At 47.6% G+C, this 16,347-nt stretch carries 17 protein-coding genes; 3 read left to right on the forward strand and 14 right to left on the reverse strand.

Features of this window, described 5'->3' with window-relative positions; genetic code table 11:
- Window positions 1–100: 100 nt before the first annotated feature.
- The 9 genes from OWN49_RS12615 to OWN49_RS12655 form a co-directional block, all read right to left on the reverse strand.
- Window positions 101–1,177 (reverse strand): bifunctional 3-deoxy-7-phosphoheptulonate synthase/chorismate mutase, encoded by a 1,077-nt coding sequence (locus OWN49_RS12615; RefSeq protein WP_003152383.1) that lies wholly within the window; start codon window positions 1,175–1,177, stop codon window positions 101–103.
- Between the two features lie 236 nt (window positions 1,178–1,413).
- Window positions 1,414–1,740, reverse strand: coding sequence for a bacillithiol system redox-active protein YtxJ (ytxJ, locus tag OWN49_RS12620; protein ID WP_017418385.1), 327 nt, complete (start codon window positions 1,738–1,740; stop codon window positions 1,414–1,416).
- A gap of 25 nt (window positions 1,741–1,765) precedes the next feature.
- Window positions 1,766–2,179, reverse strand: a complete 414-nt coding sequence (locus OWN49_RS12625; RefSeq protein WP_003152380.1) for a YtxH domain-containing protein — start codon at window positions 2,177–2,179, stop codon at window positions 1,766–1,768.
- A 32-nt stretch (window positions 2,180–2,211) separates the two neighbouring features.
- On the reverse strand, window positions 2,212–2,634 hold the full coding sequence (locus tag OWN49_RS12630; protein WP_007408777.1) for a DUF948 domain-containing protein: 423 nt from the start codon (window positions 2,632–2,634) through the stop codon (window positions 2,212–2,214).
- A gap of 158 nt (window positions 2,635–2,792) precedes the next feature.
- The gene (gene murC / locus OWN49_RS12635) at window positions 2,793–4,091 is read right to left on the reverse strand and encodes a UDP-N-acetylmuramate--L-alanine ligase (protein WP_003152377.1); all 1,299 of its coding nucleotides are present in this window, start codon (window positions 4,089–4,091) and stop codon (window positions 2,793–2,795) included.
- A 240-nt stretch (window positions 4,092–4,331) separates the two neighbouring features.
- A complete protein-coding gene (locus OWN49_RS12640; RefSeq protein WP_070082225.1) occupies window positions 4,332–6,935 on the reverse strand; it encodes a DNA translocase FtsK in 2,604 nt (867 codons plus the stop codon).
- A gap of 167 nt (window positions 6,936–7,102) precedes the next feature.
- Entirely contained in the window at window positions 7,103–7,708 is a 606-nt protein-coding gene (gene ytpR / locus OWN49_RS12645; protein ID WP_003152375.1) for a YtpR family tRNA-binding protein, read from the reverse strand.
- A 14-nt stretch (window positions 7,709–7,722) separates the two neighbouring features.
- A complete protein-coding gene (locus tag OWN49_RS12650) occupies window positions 7,723–8,532 on the reverse strand; it encodes a DUF1444 domain-containing protein (RefSeq protein WP_014305597.1) in 810 nt (269 codons plus the stop codon).
- Between the two features lie 15 nt (window positions 8,533–8,547).
- Window positions 8,548–8,871 (reverse strand): thioredoxin family protein, encoded by a 324-nt coding sequence (locus OWN49_RS12655; RefSeq protein WP_003152373.1) that lies wholly within the window; start codon window positions 8,869–8,871, stop codon window positions 8,548–8,550.
- Window positions 8,872–9,068: 197 nt separating this feature from the next.
- On the opposite strand from OWN49_RS12655, the gene OWN49_RS12660 reads away from it, so the two are divergent.
- Window positions 9,069–9,515, forward strand: a complete 447-nt coding sequence (locus OWN49_RS12660; protein ID WP_039063465.1) for a YtoQ family protein — start codon at window positions 9,069–9,071, stop codon at window positions 9,513–9,515.
- A 386-nt stretch (window positions 9,516–9,901) separates the two neighbouring features.
- Here OWN49_RS12660 and OWN49_RS12665 read toward each other — a convergent pair whose 3' ends face one another.
- Window positions 9,902–10,975 carry a M42 family metallopeptidase gene (locus OWN49_RS12665; protein WP_020956222.1) on the reverse strand — a complete coding sequence of 358 codons (1,074 nt, stop codon included), beginning with the start codon at window positions 10,973–10,975 and terminating at the stop codon, window positions 9,902–9,904.
- Window positions 10,976–11,133: 158 nt separating this feature from the next.
- Between OWN49_RS12665 and OWN49_RS12670 the strand changes: the two genes are divergently transcribed.
- Window positions 11,134–11,451, forward strand: a complete 318-nt coding sequence (locus tag OWN49_RS12670) for a PepSY domain-containing protein (RefSeq protein WP_003152366.1) — start codon at window positions 11,134–11,136, stop codon at window positions 11,449–11,451.
- A gap of 55 nt (window positions 11,452–11,506) precedes the next feature.
- Here the strand turns inward: OWN49_RS12670 and OWN49_RS12675 are convergent, their stop codons facing one another.
- The 3 genes from OWN49_RS12675 to trmB form a co-directional block, all read right to left on the reverse strand.
- A complete protein-coding gene (locus OWN49_RS12675) occupies window positions 11,507–13,204 on the reverse strand; it encodes an NAD-dependent malic enzyme (RefSeq protein ID WP_024085698.1) in 1,698 nt (565 codons plus the stop codon).
- A 78-nt stretch (window positions 13,205–13,282) separates the two neighbouring features.
- Window positions 13,283–14,128: a YtnP family quorum-quenching lactonase gene (locus tag OWN49_RS12680; protein ID WP_176283477.1), complete on the reverse strand. Its 846-nt coding sequence runs from the start codon at window positions 14,126–14,128 to the stop codon at window positions 13,283–13,285.
- A 58-nt stretch (window positions 14,129–14,186) separates the two neighbouring features.
- Window positions 14,187–14,840 (reverse strand): tRNA (guanosine(46)-N7)-methyltransferase TrmB, encoded by a 654-nt coding sequence (gene trmB / locus OWN49_RS12685; protein WP_003152359.1) that lies wholly within the window; start codon window positions 14,838–14,840, stop codon window positions 14,187–14,189.
- Between the two features lie 186 nt (window positions 14,841–15,026).
- Between trmB and OWN49_RS12690 the strand changes: the two genes are divergently transcribed.
- Window positions 15,027–15,305: a YtzH-like family protein gene (locus tag OWN49_RS12690; protein ID WP_003152357.1), complete on the forward strand. Its 279-nt coding sequence runs from the start codon at window positions 15,027–15,029 to the stop codon at window positions 15,303–15,305.
- Here the strand turns inward: OWN49_RS12690 and OWN49_RS12695 are convergent, their stop codons facing one another.
- Window positions 15,306–16,103 (reverse strand): phosphotransferase family protein, encoded by a 798-nt coding sequence (locus OWN49_RS12695; protein WP_003152355.1) that lies wholly within the window; start codon window positions 16,101–16,103, stop codon window positions 15,306–15,308.
- Window positions 16,104–16,347: the final 244 nt, after the last annotated feature.

Raw genomic sequence — 16,347 nt, forward strand, 5'->3', positions numbered from 1 at the left:
TTCCCAGTGATGAAAACGTTCACTTTCATTTTATAATTAAATAAAATGAAGATACGAAAAAAAGCCGCGCGAGGCGGCCTTTAAAGAGCGGAACATTGTATTATGCTTTTACTTTCAGCATCGGCTTTAATTCGTTCAGCCATTTCTCGAATTCAGGGATATCCATCTGCTGCGCAGAGTCTGACAGGGCAACGGAAGGATCAGGGTGAACTTCGGCCATCACGCCGTCAGCGCCGATCGCAAGCGCCGCTTTTGCTGTCGGAAGCAGGAGATCACGGCGGCCTGTTGAGTGTGTGACGTCAACAAACACCGGCAAGTGAGTTTCCTGTTTCAAAATCGGCACGGCAGAAATGTCGAGCGTGTTTCTCGTTGCCGTTTCGTACGTTCTGATTCCGCGTTCACAAAGAATGATTTGGTCGTTTCCTTGTGACATGATGTATTCAGCTGCATTGATAAATTCTGAAATTGTTGCGGCAAGACCGCGTTTTAACAATACCGGCTTTTTAACGGAGCCGGCGGCTTTCAGCAATTCAAAGTTTTGCATGTTCCGCGCGCCGATCTGAATGACGTCAATGTAATCAATCGCTTGCTCAATGTGGGCGGGCGTTACGATTTCACTGATCACCGCGAGGTCATATTCATCAGCGACGCGTTTAAGAATTTGCAGGCCTTCTACACCGAGACCTTGGAAATCATACGGACTTGTGCGGGGTTTAAACGCGCCCCCGCGCAGGATTTTAATGCCTTGTTTTTTCGCGGCGGCCGCGACTTCGGCAACCTGCTCATAGCTTTCTACGGCACAAGGTCCGACGATGAATCTCTGATCGCCGTCACCGATTTTTTCGCCTTTAATGTCAACGATCGTATCTTCTGCTTTTTTCTTCCGGGAGACGAGCAACGCTTTGCTGTGATCCTCTTCTTGAAGTTCAAGTCCGGCTTTGAAAATTTCTTTGAAAATATGCTGGATCGTTGAGTTTTCAAATGGGCCGTCATTGCTTTCAATAATGCGGTTAAGCATTGTACGCTCTCTGACAGGGTCAAATCGGTTGACACCCTGTGCTTCCTTTGCTTTACCGATTTCTTTTACAACGGCTCCGCGTTCATTGATTAATTTAAGGATTTCTAAGTTTAGTGCGTCTGCCTGCTGTCTTAGGCTCTCTAATTCCTTGTTGCTCATCTTTTTCATCCCTTCTATGCTATGTTTTATTTTAATGGTTAACATGCATCTTACTACAGTTATGCGAAAATAGGAATATGAAATAATAAATTTTTTCACATTCGACTTTATCACCAAAACGCTTTTAAGCTTTTATGCGTTGAAGTAGTATATATTGATATCCTACATGATCCGGCTGAAATGATCAATAGTTTTTTTCAAAAAAAAAACCGCCGGTATCAACCGGCGGCCAGCAATTATGAAAGGTGCTGCTCTATTGCGTTTTTTGTGATTTGTGAATGAGACGCGTGCCATTTCACTTCGCCGTTTGTAATGACGAATACTTGCGGGCTTTCATGTTTCACGCCGTATGTCTCGGCGATATAGTTTGAAAGCGGCCGGCTGTCCTGCACATGCAGGTAATAAGAAGGTACTTCTGAATGCTCCGATGCAAAGGCGTCAAACTCCTGAAACGCGGCTTGGCTGATCGGGCAGGTTGTGCTGTGTTTCAAAAACACGAGCGTGTTTTCTTTCTCAGCGGCATTTTTGAACTCTTCTTCAGATGATATCAGCTGTTTTGTCATGTCGGTTATCTCTCCTTATTGAAGGTCAGCGATTTGCCTGACCGGCTTTTTCCCCGGCGTCTTCCGCTTCGGCCTTGATGCTTTGGGCCGTGTCCTGCATTTCGCTTCTCGTCTCTTCGGCTTTCTCGGTTAGTGTGCTCTTAGAACGGTCTTTTAAATCCTTCACTTTATTCATAATCTGGCCTGACTGATCAGCTACCAGCTGGGTGATATTAGATGTTTTGTCCTTGGCGATGCTGACATATTGAGAGCCTTTTTCTTTCGCATCGGCCGTCATTCTGTCCGTCTTATCCTTTAACGCAGAAGCCTGACTGCCGAGATCGTCGCGCAGCTCCTTACCTGATTTAGGCGCCAGAAACAACGCCGTTGTCGCGCCGATAATTCCCCCGATCAGCGTTCCGATTAAAAAATCCTTACTATTGATTCCATCTTTGCTCATTATGATTCCTCCTTAGTGGATTTTTCTTATGATTAAAGCGATGTTTTTTTCTTTTGCTTCCACTTGTCCCATATTTCCATAGCGGCCTGGCTCCAGGTGACAACCTGACTGATCTTATCCTGATTCTCTCTTACAGAGGCCGTAACGGAACCTGCTGCCTGCTTTATGGATGTATTAAACTGCTGGACGGAAGTTCCCACTTCCTGAACAGCATGGACAACCGTATTTAATTTCTCTGATTTTTCCTGAATGTCTTCCGCGAGACGGTTTGTCTTATGTAACAGCTCGGTTGTCTCTGCGGTAATGCCTTTCATCTGCCCTTCAAGGCCGTCTAAAGTCGAGGCTACGTTTGTTAAAGTCATCTGCACGGACTTTAATGTTTTGGACAGATAGATGACGAGGATGAGAAATGCAACGGCAATGAGTGCGACGCTTAAGTAAAGAATGATGATCATCTAATACCTCCTTATAATGCAGGATATAGTGGTATATACCCAATTCTCAAAATGATAAACATATATGAAAGGTCTGTATGTATACTATTTCTCCGTTTATCGGTAAATCCCTTTTGCAGCACGCGCAAAAAAGCAGTGAGAGCCCCACTGCTTTTTTGTTACGCTATGACGTTTTCATAGGCTCTCATATATTTTTGAATGTCTCCGGCGCCCATGAAGATCAGCACTGCGCCTTCATGCGCTTTCAACACGGATGTGTCATTTTCTTCAATGAGTTCTGCGTTATCGATTTTTTCCTGAAGATCCGTGATCGTGAGCTTGCCGACGTTCTCGCGGGCAGAGCCGAAAATGTCGCACAGATACACGCGGTCGGCCGCGCTTAAGCTTTCTGCGAATTCATCCAGGAATGATTGCGTCCGTGTAAACGTATGCGGCTGAAATACCGCGATGATTTCACGTTCGGGATATTTTTGGCGCGCCGCCTCAATCGTGACTTTGATTTCAGTCGGATGGTGGGCGTAGTCGTCGATCAGTACCTGGCTGCCGATCACTTTCTCATTGAATCTGCGTTTGACGCCGCCGAATGATTCAAGTCCGAGCTTAATCATGTTCACGTCTATCTCTTCATAGTGGCAGAGCGCAATGACCGCTAAGGAATTGAGGACATTGTGATGGCCGTATGCCGGGATGTAGAACGTATCGTAAAACGTATTGCGGACAAAGACGTCAAATGTCGTGCCTTCCGTATTTTTTACGATGTTTCTCGCTTGAAAATCGTTTTCTTCTCCCGTGCCGTAATAAACGACTGGCACATTGGCGTGAATTTTCGGCAGGTACTCGTCATCACCGCAGGCAATGATGCCTTTGTTGACTTGAAGCGCCATGTTTTGGAAAGCATCAAACACATCGTCAATGTTGGCGAAATAATCAGGGTGGTCAAAATCAATATTCGTCATAATCGCATAATCAGGCTGATAGCTTAAGAAATGACGGCGGTACTCGCAAGCTTCAAATACAAAGTATTCGCTGCTTTCATTTCCTCTGCCCGTCCCGTCCCCGATAAGAAACGAAGTCGGCTTCGCCTGCTGCATCACGTGTGCCAAGAGGCCCGTTGTGGACGTCTTGCCGTGTGCGCCCGTTACCGCGACACTTGTGTATTTTTTCATATATTCAGCTAAAAATTTATGATATCTGATGACAGGAATCCCTTCATCGAGCGCCTTTGCGATTTCCGGATGAGAATCAGGAAATGCGTTTCCGGCGATTACCGTTAAGCCGGGTTTGATGTTATCGGCGCTGAACGGATAGATCGGGATATTTCTTTTTTCAAGGGCAGCCTGAGTGAAAATCTGCTTCTCGATATCCGATCCCTGCACCTGATACCCCGTATCATGCAGGATTTGAGCAAGCGGGCTCATACCTGTCCCTTTTATTCCAACAAAATGATAAACAGTCATAATCGTACCTCCAACAAACGTCTATCTGTTCCCCAGTATATGACGCTCATTTCATTTTGCGACCGCAGCGGGCGAAAAGCCCGCACAGCGGCGCTTCCATTTATTTTTACGTTATCGTCAGTATCTGTAACTTTCTTTTTGATTAAACCTGCCGCATGATATTTCAGCGCGTGACAGTGATGCAGTTTTGATGGTCCATCCACTATCATACCATGTTTGTGAGAAAAATGAACGATATTCTTATTCTTGAGAAATGTCAGCGGCCGTAATCAGCACTTCACGGGGTTTGCTGCCCTTCGCTTCTGAGATCATGCCTTCGGCTTCCATCATGTCAATCAGCCTCGCGGCGCGGTTATAACCGATTCTGAACCTTCTTTGAAGGCTTGAGGTGCTGGCGCTGTTTTGCTCCACGACGAATTGGCACGCCTCAGGAAACAGTTCGTCTTCTTCCTTAAGGGCGGTTCCCTGCCTGATCAGTTCTTCCTGTTCAAACAAATAAGAAGGCGGCAGCTGCTTTCTGACATGAGAGACGACGCGGTCAATCTCTCTGTCGGATACAAAGTTGCCCTGCAGGCGCACCGGTTTTCCGGTACCGTTTTCCCAGTACAGCATGTCGCCTTTTCCGAGCAGCTTTTCCGCTCCCGCCATGTCGATGATCGTTCTGGAATCTACCTGGCTTGAGACGGAGAATGCAATTCTCGTCGGTATGTTCGCCTTGATCATTCCGGTAATGACATCGACAGACGGACGCTGTGTCGCGACAAGCAGATGAATGCCGCAGGCTCTCGCTTTCTGCGCGATTCTGGCGATGCTTTCTTCCACATCGTTCGGCGCGACCATCATTAAATCGGCAAGCTCATCAATGACCACTACGAGGTACGGAAGCTTTTCGCCTGTCTTATGATCGGCCGTTAATTCATTAAAGCGGCCGATATCTCTCACACCCGAATGGGCAAACAGTTCATACCGCCGTTCCATCTCTTCCACAACCCATTTTAACGCGGCGGTCGCGGCTTTGGCGTCCGTGATGACGGGGCTGACCAAATGCGGTATTTGGTTATAAGGCGCAAGCTCGACCATTTTCGGATCAATCAGAAGCATTTTGACATCACTCGGATCCGCCTTATAAAGCAGACTGACCAAAATGGTATTGATGCAGACGCTTTTTCCCGATCCTGTCGCACCCGCTATCAACCCGTGCGGCATCTTTTTCAAATCAATGACGACCGGGTTTCCGGAAATATCGACACCGAGCGCGGCGGTAAGCGGAGACGGATTCGTCCTGAAAGCGGCGCTTCTGATCATCTGCCTTAAATCGACGACTTTGCTTACGCGGTTCGGAACTTCAATGCCGATCGTGTTTTTACCGGGGATCGGCGCCTCAATCCGAATATCCTTGGCAGATAAACTCAGCTTTATATCATCTGCTAAGTTTGTAATTTTGTTTACTTTCACTCCGGGCTCAGGATGCACTTCAAAACGTGTGACGGACGGGCCTTGTGTGACATGAACGACTTGGGCGCGCACATTAAAGTTTTTCAGCGTAACGTTTAAAAGCTCGCGCTGTTCTTCAATCCACGATTGGTCGTCATGTCTTTGCGCCGGCGGTACGTCCAGAAGCGACAGATTCGGAAAGACATAGCTCGCTCCGCCCTCTGGCGTCTTCGTCTGCTTGTGTTTATCGCTTTTAAGCATCATGACGTTAAACGGAACATTGCGCTCTTTCGGCCGCTCCGCTTTTCTCACAGTCTGAGGCTGTCCGTGATGCTCCGTTTTTTCCTCGGCGAGCCGGGACGGGGCATCAGCCGTCTCAATGCTTGCAGGTTCAGGCTCAAGGTCTGAATGCCGGTCTGCTTCATTGTACTCAGGCTGAGAGTCTGCTTCCTGTTTCGCGTCGGTTTCAGCTGATTCGGGCTTGTCTTCAGACTGCGGCTGAACTTCCTCATCGTATCCGGGTTCTGTGTATGTATACACCGGTTCTTCTGCGGTTTCAAAAGGAGGTGCTTTTTCCGGCTCAGGCTCCTGATATTCCCCCTGCAGCGCCGCTTGTTCCTCTGTGTTTTCAGCCGTTCGGGATGCTTCATACTCAGGCTCTTTAATAGGCTGCGGTCGGGTTTGTTCATGCTCTTGTTCTTCTGTAAAGCCGGCAGACTCCGCGCTTTCGGTGTGCTCCCGCTCTTCAGCCTGCTGCGGTTCTGGTGCTGCAAACACTTGCTCTTTTGCATTCTCAGCCTCGGTGTGAAGCTCCTCTTTTTTAACGGCCTGGATTTCTTCCGTTTCTTGTTTCGCAAACGGTTCTGGCCGGTCATTCGTCTGTTTTGTTATACCGGATGTTGTGAAGACGGGCTCTTTTTCCGTTTCCTGACCGGATTTTGGCGGAACAAATTGCTCCTCTGACAGCAATGTTACGTTCTCTTCACGCCGCTTTTCGGAAATAGGCGCTTTTTTTATGCTGTGCTGAGATTGAAAGCCGTAAACCGGTGAAGGAATGGATGACGGTTTAAAGGGCTTTTTCACGGCATCAGGCTCTTTATGTGTATGCTGTTTCCGCTCGGTTTGCTCCTTCCCGGCGGCATAACCCCGGGACGGCTGGCGGCGTTCGTGCCTTTCCCGCTGTCTTTGGTTTTGCTCCGTTCGCTTATAGCCGTCCGGAACGACCGGGAAGCGGAAATTCCCTTTCGGATATTCGTAATATATTTTAGGATCTTCCATGCGCGTTAATTTGCCTTCTGGCTGATCCGGTATGTGCTGTTTCGGGATTTGGGCATGCGTGTTCGGTTCACGTTCATGCTCTTCTTCTTTTTCACCTAAAAATAAGTCAAAAAATTTATTCAGCCAACTCATGTTTAATCACTCTCTAACTCCCTTTTTAGTAGTCTGGGACGATATTTAGTATACCATTGCCGGGCGGTTCAGAAAAGATTAAGCTCCCAACTGAAGAAAGCCGTTAAGCAGGCCTGCTTAACGGCTTTCTCTCACATCATTCGATTCTGTGCGCTTATTTATGGGAGTTAGAATTGAAATGCTTCGCCGGCCTCGCGGCTGTCTTCAAGAACAAGAATCCCTTTTTCCGCCGGCGCATCCGGCAAAGCGAGTTCTTTCGCGGAGCAGATCATGCCGCTTGACGGAACGCCTCTTAATTCAGCGTCTTTAATCACAAGTCCGCTCGGCATTACCGCGCCGACTTTAGCGACGACGACTTTTTGCCCTTTGTCCACGTTCGGCGCGCCGCAAACGATTTGAAGGGTTTCCTCTCCCACATTCACTTGGCAGATATTCAGTTTATCCGCATTCGGATGTTTTTCTTTCGATTCAACGTGACCGACAACAAATTTCGGAGAAAGGTCAACCGTCAGCGTTTCTGAAACGCCGTTTCTGTTCAGTATTTCATTCACATCCTGAACGAATGTCTCAGACAAAGCGACGGGGCCGTTGTCCTCAATCTGTAAGTAAGAAGACACGTTAAAAATGTTAAAGCCCGTCGTTTCTTTTGTTTCTTTGTTAAAGATTCTGACGACATCGCCTTCTCTTTCATAGCCGATTTCTTCGCGTGCTGCATCTTTAAGAGAGATCAGAAGCGTATCTCCCACACCTTCTTTATTGTAAAAAGCGTTCATAAGAAAAATCCTTTCTAATCCTTTTTCGGCCGGCTTTTCGCCATGATAAACACAGGTTCCAGTCTGCCTTCATTATACAGAAATGAAAGGGCCGTAATCGGCACCGTGCCGCTTGCAAAGAAGCTCATGGACATTTGCCCTAAAATATCATAACCCGATTCATTTCGAATGTCAGCAAGTATTAATACATCCTGATGCGGAACGGAAATCGCTAATTCGCCTTCAGCGGCCTGCTTGTATTCATGAAGAATCGAATCATTGAGAATCCGGCTGGCGTCATAGCCGTCATTCGCCCTGAAAAAATAAAAATAATTGTCCGCAACCGTATCCTGTTTCACGACCGAAGGAAGAGAGCGGAGATTGAATGACGCCGTCTCCCTGATGCGTTCTTTTGTCCAGCTTTCTTTCTCGAGCATACGGCTGTCAATTAAGCGGTACGTCTTACCGAGATCAAGCGCGTAGTAGATTCTCGTTTCGGCCGTATGGTCATCATACACGAGCGGAATGCCGTCGCTCGTTTGATCGGGAAATGACGTAGAGCGGATGACCGGATAGATTCCGGCTTCCTTTCCGGACATCTCCTGTCCGCTGCCTTCCATCGCCTCCATCGCTTCTGACACATAGTAGACGATTTCGTCGATCGCTTCTTCTTTTTTTGTCTCCCACTTCGCAATGATCGGCGGGAGCTCCAATGTGATGCCTTTTTTGGTCGTTTGATCCTCAACACGGAGGGTGTCTTTTTCTCTGTCAAAAAAGAAGGATCGGTTCTCGTGCTGCAGGCGCTGTTTTAATAAATCCGCCAGCTTCCTTGACGTCATTTTCAAAGCCCGTGGCCTCCTTTATGCTTTAGCAAGGGAATCGGTTAAAAATTGCTCAATTTCTTCTTTTGTTTTACGGTCTTTGCTGACGAAGCGGTTCACTTCTTTTCCTCCGTTAAACACAACAAAGCTCGGAATGCCGTAAATTTCCCATTCCGCGCATGTATCAATAAATTGATCGCGGTCTACGTAGTAATAAGTGAATTCGGGAAAGTCCGCTTCCAGCTCAGGGAGAAACGGCTCCACAAAGCGGCAGTCCGGGCACCAATCCGCTGAAAACATAAATACCGCCCAATCGTCTTGTACCGCTTTTTGCAATTCTTCCGTGCTTTCAATCTTTTTCATTGTCATTCCTCCATCTGGATTATGAGTTTTTTATATGCTGATGTTTGTCCAATTGGATCATACCAGACTGTTTACGGCAAGACCAACTATATGCAATATCATTATCATATTTCATTTGCATTATCAAGCAAGTTTCGTTTACCATTTTGCTTGTAGCCGTACGAAATTCTGAATATGTACATAAGGAGGGGCAAAAGATGCAGTTTGTCGTGTATTTAGCCGGTGAAATCCACAGTGATTGGCGGGATGAAATCAAACAAAAAACAAAAGCGCTGAACCTGCCGATTACGTTTGTCGGCCCGATGGAAAACCATGAACGCTCAGACAATATCGGAGAAGAGATTATGGGCGTGCAGCCCGATTCTGTTTTAAAAGACGCCAGAGCTTCTGATATCAACAATTTCCGTACAGAGGTGCTGATGGAAAAAGCCGATTTTGTGATCGCCCTGTTTGGCGAGAAATATAAACAGTGGAATACCGCGATGGATGCTTCTTATGCCGTCGCAAAAGGAAAGCCGCTCATTCTCATCCGTCCGAAAGAACTTCATCATCCGCTGAAAGAGCTTTCCGGAAAAGCGAATATCACGGTCGAAACCGTAAATCAAGCGATGAAAGCACTTTCTTATTTATTTGAAACAGAATAAGCAGGCCGCCTTTATGCGGTCCTGCTTACCTAAACTCACCACTTCAGTATGAATCAGTTCAAGAGGAAATTTTATGTTTGTCTTTTTTGTCATAATCATACCTCCTTGCAGAACAAATAAAAAATGCAAATGACTCGACTTTTGTGAAATCGCTGCTCATCTCAATGCTTGCAGCATGTTTTTGATTTAAAAACGCATTGCAATAAAGATTCGTGGTTGTTTATTTGGATTGGAACCATTTTGATAATAATATTGAAAAATAATATGTGTTACCTAATTCTATTTTCAATACGCTTTAATGAACTGTCTCGATCATGCGGCTTAAAACAGAATGTAAAAACAGCAGTCAATAAGTGTTCAAAGGGACTTATTGACTGCTTATTTTTTTACACATTTTCTCTGATCGTTTCGACCGTCTGTTTGTCACTCGCCATGACCAGCTTAATGAGCATTTCTTTCGCCGCGGCATAATCATCGACATGGATGATAGCGGCATTTGTATGAATGTATCTTGAACAAATGCCGATGACGGCAGACGGAACCCCGCTGTTTGATATGTGGACCCGTCCGGCATCCGTTCCTCCGCCTGAAGCGAAATATTGATAAGGGATATTGTACGTTTCCGCCATATCAAGGACGAACTCTCTCATCCCGCGGTGCATGACCGTCGTTCTGTCGAGAATGCGGAGCAGCACCCCCTCGCCGAGACGGCCGAACAGCTCCTTATCACCGCTCATATCATTTGCCGGGCTGGCATCAAGCGCGAAGAAGAGATCAGGCTGAATCATGTTGGCCGCTGTCTGCGCCCCTCTCAAGCCGACTTCCTCCTGAACGGTGGCCCCGGCGTACAGATTGTTCGGCAGGTCTTTTCCGTGCAGCTCTTTTAATAGTTCAATGCTTAACCCGCAGCCGTAGCGGTTATCCCACGCTTTGGACAATATTTTCTTCTCGTTGGCCATCGGGGTGAACGGGCAGACCGGCACGACCTGCTGTCCCGGTCTGATCCCCATTTTGACCGCGTCCTCTCTGTCATCGGCACCGATATCAATCATCATATTTTTGATCTCCATCGGCTTTGCGCGCTGGGCATCCGTTAAAATGTGGGGCGGGATGCTTGAGATGACGCCGATAATCGGTCCGTTATCCGTCTGCACCTCGACGCGCTGGGCAAGCAGCACCTGGCTCCACCAGCCGCCGAGCGTCTGAAATCTCAGCATGCCGTTATCCGTAATCTGTGTCACCATAAACCCGACTTCATCCATATGCCCGGCTACCATAACGGTCGGCGCATCTTCAGCGCCGCGCCTTACTCCGAAAACACTTCCGAGTCTGTCCTGCACGATGTCATCCGCATATTTCGCAAGCTCCCGTTTCATAAAGGAGCGGACCTGATGTTCATTTCCCGGTGCGCCGGGAAGCTGCGTCAGCGTCCGGAAAAGCGTTTTCGTTTCCTCATTCATATTTTCCCCTCATTTCTATGTAATGCTTTTATTTTATTAGAAAAACAACTGTTTTCCAAGCGCTCAGATTGAATGGGCTGTAAAACCGCCGCTTTACTTAACACCGTCTGGCATCTTCTGTATAATAAAAACTACGACATAATTGGAGGTGCTTCATATTGAAATTACGTCATTTTCTCTTAGGTGCAGGAGTCGGATTATGCGCTGCCATCGCAGTGAAAAAGTATGCGATGAAACCTTATATCTCTTCAGAAAAAGCGCTCCGTATCGTGAAAGCGGCTTTTAAACAGCGCGGGCCGATAGACGGATCATGGATTTACACAGAGCCCGAGCCCTACCAGGTAAACGGAGAAACCATCCAGGTATACAAAACCGGCGTGACACGTTCGGCATTCGGCGAACTGGAGCAATATGAAGTTATGGTTAATGCAAAAACAGGCCAGATTGTCGATGTCATTGATTCTGTCGCCTCATAATTCGGACAAGCAAAAAATAAAGCCCAAAACCATCAGCGTTTTGGGCTTTATTCGGTTACATCGGCCGAATTCGTTTATATACGGGGTTCCACATCGCGTCCTGCACCGCTTGGATCAGATCCTCGGGTTCCGTTTCCGCTACACCGTCCTGAATCGCAGCTTTAGCTACGGCTACCGCCACTGTTGCCGATACCGTCCTGAGATCCTCCACTTTCGGAAGCATCGGCGCTCCCGGCTTGCCGACGTCCACCATACCGGCGATGGCATTCGCGCAGGCAACGAACATATTGTCCGTAATGAGCCTTGCTTTTGTCACAATCGTGCCGAGCCCGAGTCCCGGGAATACGAGCGCGTTGTTCGCCTGTCCGATATGGTAGGTAACGCCGTTATACGCAACAGGCGGAAACGGACTTCCCGTTGTGACAAGCGCGCGGCCTTCCGTCCATTTAATTAAATCTTCAGGTTTTGCTTCTGATAATGTCGTCGGATTTGACATCGGCAAAATAGCCGGCCGTTTGACATGTGAGGCCATTTCTTTGACGATTTCTTCCGTAAATGCGCCTGAAACGGTGGATGTGCCGATCAGGATCGTCGGCTTGGCCTGACGCACCGTCTCCGCCAGATCAATTGATCCGCCTTCACCGCTGCGGCCGTACTCTTTCACTTCATCAGCAGGGCGGGCGTACGGAACCTGAAAATCACGCAGGTCCTTCATATCATCCGTTAACAATCCGTTTCTGTCGATACACCAAAAGCGGCTGTATGATTCTTCTTCGCTTAATCCGTCATGCACCATAGCTTCGCGCAGCTGCTCAGCAATTCCGATACCGGCCGTTCCCGCGCCGAAGACGACGACTTTATGCTCTTTTAAAGGCACTTTTGATGCTTTCGCACACGCTAAAACAGCTGCAAGTGACACCGCGCCCGTTCCTTGAATGTCATCGTTAAACGTACAGACTTTATCTTTATACCGTTTTAATATGCCGCGGGCGTTAGCCGTACCGAAATCCTCCCAATGAAGCAGCGCATTCGGGAATGTTTCCCGGGCAAGCGAGACATACTCATCAATAAAGCGGTCATATTTCTCGCCGCGCACTCTTGAATGCTGGTTTCCGACGTACAGCGGGTCATTTAAGAGGCTTTCTTGATTTGTCCCGGCATCTAATACGACCGCAAGCACTCGTGACGGATCAATTCCGGCCGCCGCCGTATACACCGCGAGTTTTCCGACAGAAATGGCGATGCCGCCGACGCCCCAGTCACCGATTCCCAGAATACCCTCCGCATCTGTGGCAACGATTAAGTCAATGTTTTCATTTTTTCCGAACTGCTGAAATGCGGCGCGCATTCCTTCAGGGTCATCTATTGACAAATACAGACCGCGGGGTTTTCTGTACTCGTGGCTGTAACGCTGGATCGCGGTGCCGACGGTCGGCGTATATACGATCGGCAGCATTTCGCCTAAATGATCATTTAACAGCCTGTAAAATAACGTTTCATTCCGATCATGGAGAGCGGTCAAGTAGACATTTTTGCTCAGCTCATCAGGCTGCGAACTGAATTGTTCGTAGGCCCGCCTCGCCTGCTCTTCGATTGTCAATACTTTCGGCGGCAGAAATCCCTCGAGCCCGAGTTCCTTTCTTTCCTCCTGTGTAAAGGCCACCCCTTTATTTAAAAAAGGCGTAGAAAGCACTTCTAATCCGCGCAGAGTTGTTTTGATTTCTCCATCTTTCGTCACTTGAAATTGATTCACCTGTCTCTTCCTTTCAAAGCAATTTGTCTTAGGTTTGCTTTTATTCCCGAAATTCATACAGGTAAATCATCGATCCGCCTATTTTTTCTCCCGTCTGACAGATGCAGCCACTTCGCCGTCTTCTCCCCATTTTACCGCTCTGTAAATCGCATCGTGATAGAAGATCAGCCAGGCGTCTTTTTCTGCCGCGAACGTCTGCCATTTCTGCTTTTCTGGAATGGAGGTCATCGGATAATCATCGTATGCCAGCACCCATAGCGGATTTTTATGCGCATTCGTCGGCATCAGGTCGGCAAAATGCACAGCCGTCTCCCCGCCGTCTTCTAAGACGATGACGCTGTGGCCGTCGCTGTGGCCGCCGGTGTGGTGCATCGTAATGCCTTCTGTCAGCTGATACTCGTTCTCAAAGGTTTCGACCTGATCTTGTACCGCCTCCCAATTTTCTCTCCAATATGTATTTTTCGATCTGATATTAGGGTTTCTCATTTCGCGCCACTCTGTTGCAGAAGTGATAATGCGGGCATTCGGGAAAACAGAGACAAGCTCCTCTCCGCTGTATTCCGTCAAGCCGCATGCATGGTCAAAATGAAGATGGGTCATCGCCGCAATATGAATGTCCTCACAGGAAAGCCCGAGTTCACGAAGAGAGTGTTTTAAATTGGATTCCTGTGTTACACCGTAATTCCTTTTTTGTTTATCAGAAAATTTCCCTCTGCCGATACCCGCGTCAACCAATAGATTCAGGCCGTTTGTTCTGATCAGAATCGGGTCTGTTCTTAATTCAATCTGGTTTTTGTCATTTACGGGGTATTTTCTCGACCATAAAGGCTTCGGGACAACGCCGAACATCGCTCCGCCGTCCATATGCGTTACACCGCCGTCCAGCCATGTTAATGAAATATTCCCAATATTCAATGTCTCCATCTTGATCCCTCCTGATGTAATGGTAGCAAATGGCGGCATAAAAAAACAGACTCCCGCATCAGAGTCTGTCTTTTGTTCTCCATTCAACTTCGGCCCGGTAAATCGGCTGGCCGAGCGCGGAGAATTTTTCTTCGTATTCTGTCATAATATTGCCCTTCGGATCGCTGTTGTGCAGATCAAGACTGACTTCCGTCAGAAGCAGGCCGTATTCGGAAAAGCTTTTCAGAGAGTATTCGAATAAACCGCGGTTATCGGTTTTAAAATGAATCTCACCTGTTTCGCCCATCACTTCTTCGTATTTTTTCAAGAACGTTTTAAATGTTAAACGGCGCTTTTCGTGACGGTTTTTCGGCCACGGGTCAGAAAAGTTTAAATATACGCGCTTGATTTCTCCCCGTTCAAATACGTCATTCAGTGTTTCCGCGTCTATATTTAACAAACGGACATTGTGAGCCCCGCTGTCCTTTACTTTTTGGACGGCAGTGACGATGACGCTTTTAAACAGCTCAATTCCGATATAGTTGATATCCGGATTCTGCTTGGCCATTCCAGAAATGAACTGCCCTTTTCCCGTACCGACTTCAATATGGATCGGGTTGTCATTGCCAAAGACCGTGTTCCATCGCCCTTTATACTGGGCCGGATCACTGATGGCGATGTCAGCGTTTTCTGCCAGAAAATCATTCGCCCAAGGTTTATGGCGCATTCTCATATGATTGACACCTCTATCTATAATTTCGAGTAACAACATACCATGAAACATAAAGAGCCGCAAGCGCCTTTTAAAGGCGCCGGCTGCATAAAAAAAGAGGCTCCCCCGGTCCGGAACACTCATGTGATGCATAAAACCGCACCGCTTTGCACAATGTATGACACAGAAAGGATGTGTATATGAATCATGGGCTTAACAAGCGAACATCAGGTCCGGTTATTAAAGGACATATTGGCCGACCATCAATTGGATTGCTGCGGCACGGTTGCCGAGTATGAACAGCTGGAGCGCGTCATCAAATCACTGATGGCCAACACCGGGCTTGATTCAAATATAAAAAACGTGCTCGAGGATGTCTACCGCTACAGCCAGTCCGGCATCACGGCCGATTCCATCGACACGCATATTCAGGAGCACCAAAACCATTTGTCCCAATGGGTGGAGCAGATGGATTCGTACTCCTGACTACTTGACAATCCGCTTCATCAGGGCATGAAGCTCTTCCATGGCATCATGATACGCTTTGTCGTTTCCTTTTGATTTGTGCCAGGCGATGAAGGTGATGGTCTCCGATAACATGTACCACGCCATCCGCAGCCGAAGCCCTTCCGTGAGCTTCATGCCGTACATCCCAAGCCAGCTGTCCCACGCTGGCTCTTCGACGTAATGATACAATAAAGGGCCGAGATCCATGGCCGGATCGGCTATCATGGCGCCGTCCCAATCTATTAAATACAGCTGGTTGTCTTCTGACAGAAGCCAGTTATTATGATTCACATCACAATGGCAAACGACTTTTTCACCGAATTGCACCTGATCCACATGAGCTTCCAAATAAGCAAGGCCTTCCTGAATAAGCGGCGAAAATTGCCGCACAGCAAAGACGGCCTGCTTCAGCTGCGACAAAAGGGCGCCCGGATCAAGCGGTTCTTTTCCCAATCTTTTCAGCATGTCGAGCAAAGCTTTTGATGTGTGGATTTTGCGGAGCAGCTCAGCCACCGGGCGTCCGCTCATATCCTTTGCCTTCAGCTCCCTGCCCGCCATCCAATGCTGAGCCGTAATGACGTCTCCGTTTTCCATCCGTTTTGTCCAAACCAGCTTCGGAACAATGCCTTCGGCGGATAACACGGCTAAAAAGGGCGAGCTATTACGTTTTAAAAAAAGCTGTTGGCCGTTATGTTTCGCATAATATGCATCTCCTGTAGCTCCTCCGGCGGGGAAGATCTCCCAATCGCTACCTAGTAATTGTCCCAACCAGTTCATATCAATGTTCAACCCATCATTTCTTAAAATATTTTAGAATAGGCCTCCAGCCTTTCTCTATTGGCGGAGCGGCCTGTCATAAACAATTTCATGAGAATAAAAAAGACAGCTATTGAGAGTCTCATATGCTAATCAATAGCCGTCCTATAAATTTTAGCGCTACAGCACAAACTTCGTCAAGCAAAACTAGCAAGAACACCTGTGAATTCTGAAGATTTATGCCGCGAACCGCTCTTTTCCGTGA

It is taken from the genome of Bacillus sp. NEAU-242-2 (genome assembly GCF_027853835.1).
Classification (GTDB): Bacteria; Bacillota; Bacilli; order Bacillales; family Bacillaceae; genus Bacillus; species Bacillus velezensis.

Coding starts and splice junctions, on each gene's coding strand:
- OWN49_RS12640 (WP_070082225.1), bottom strand. CDS start 6,935: ATGAGTTGGCTGAATAAATTTTTTGACTTATTTTTAGGTGAAAAAGAA.
- OWN49_RS12660 (WP_039063465.1), top strand. CDS start 9,069: ATGCAGTTTGTCGTGTATTTAGCCGGTGAAATCCACAGTGATTGGCGG.
- OWN49_RS12690 (WP_003152357.1), top strand. CDS start 15,027: ATGGGCTTAACAAGCGAACATCAGGTCCGGTTATTAAAGGACATATTG.
- OWN49_RS12625 (WP_003152380.1), bottom strand. CDS start 2,179: ATGAGCAAAGATGGAATCAATAGTAAGGATTTTTTAATCGGAACGCTG.
- trmB (WP_003152359.1), bottom strand. CDS start 14,840: ATGAGAATGCGCCATAAACCTTGGGCGAATGATTTTCTGGCAGAAAAC.
- ytxJ (WP_017418385.1), bottom strand. CDS start 1,740: ATGACAAAACAGCTGATATCATCTGAAGAAGAGTTCAAAAATGCCGCT.
- ytpR (WP_003152375.1), bottom strand. CDS start 7,708: ATGAACGCTTTTTACAATAAAGAAGGTGTGGGAGATACGCTTCTGATC.
- murC (WP_003152377.1), bottom strand. CDS start 4,091: ATGACTGTTTATCATTTTGTTGGAATAAAAGGGACAGGTATGAGCCCG.
- OWN49_RS12680 (WP_176283477.1), bottom strand. CDS start 14,128: ATGGAGACATTGAATATTGGGAATATTTCATTAACATGGCTGGACGGC.
- OWN49_RS12665 (WP_020956222.1), bottom strand. CDS start 10,975: ATGAATGAGGAAACGAAAACGCTTTTCCGGACGCTGACGCAGCTTCCC.
- OWN49_RS12630 (WP_007408777.1), bottom strand. CDS start 2,634: ATGATCATCATTCTTTACTTAAGCGTCGCACTCATTGCCGTTGCATTT.
- OWN49_RS12655 (WP_003152373.1), bottom strand. CDS start 8,871: ATGAAAAAGATTGAAAGCACGGAAGAATTGCAAAAAGCGGTACAAGAC.
- OWN49_RS12615 (WP_003152383.1), bottom strand. CDS start 1,177: ATGAGCAACAAGGAATTAGAGAGCCTAAGACAGCAGGCAGACGCACTA.
- OWN49_RS12695 (WP_003152355.1), bottom strand. CDS start 16,103: ATGAACTGGTTGGGACAATTACTAGGTAGCGATTGGGAGATCTTCCCC.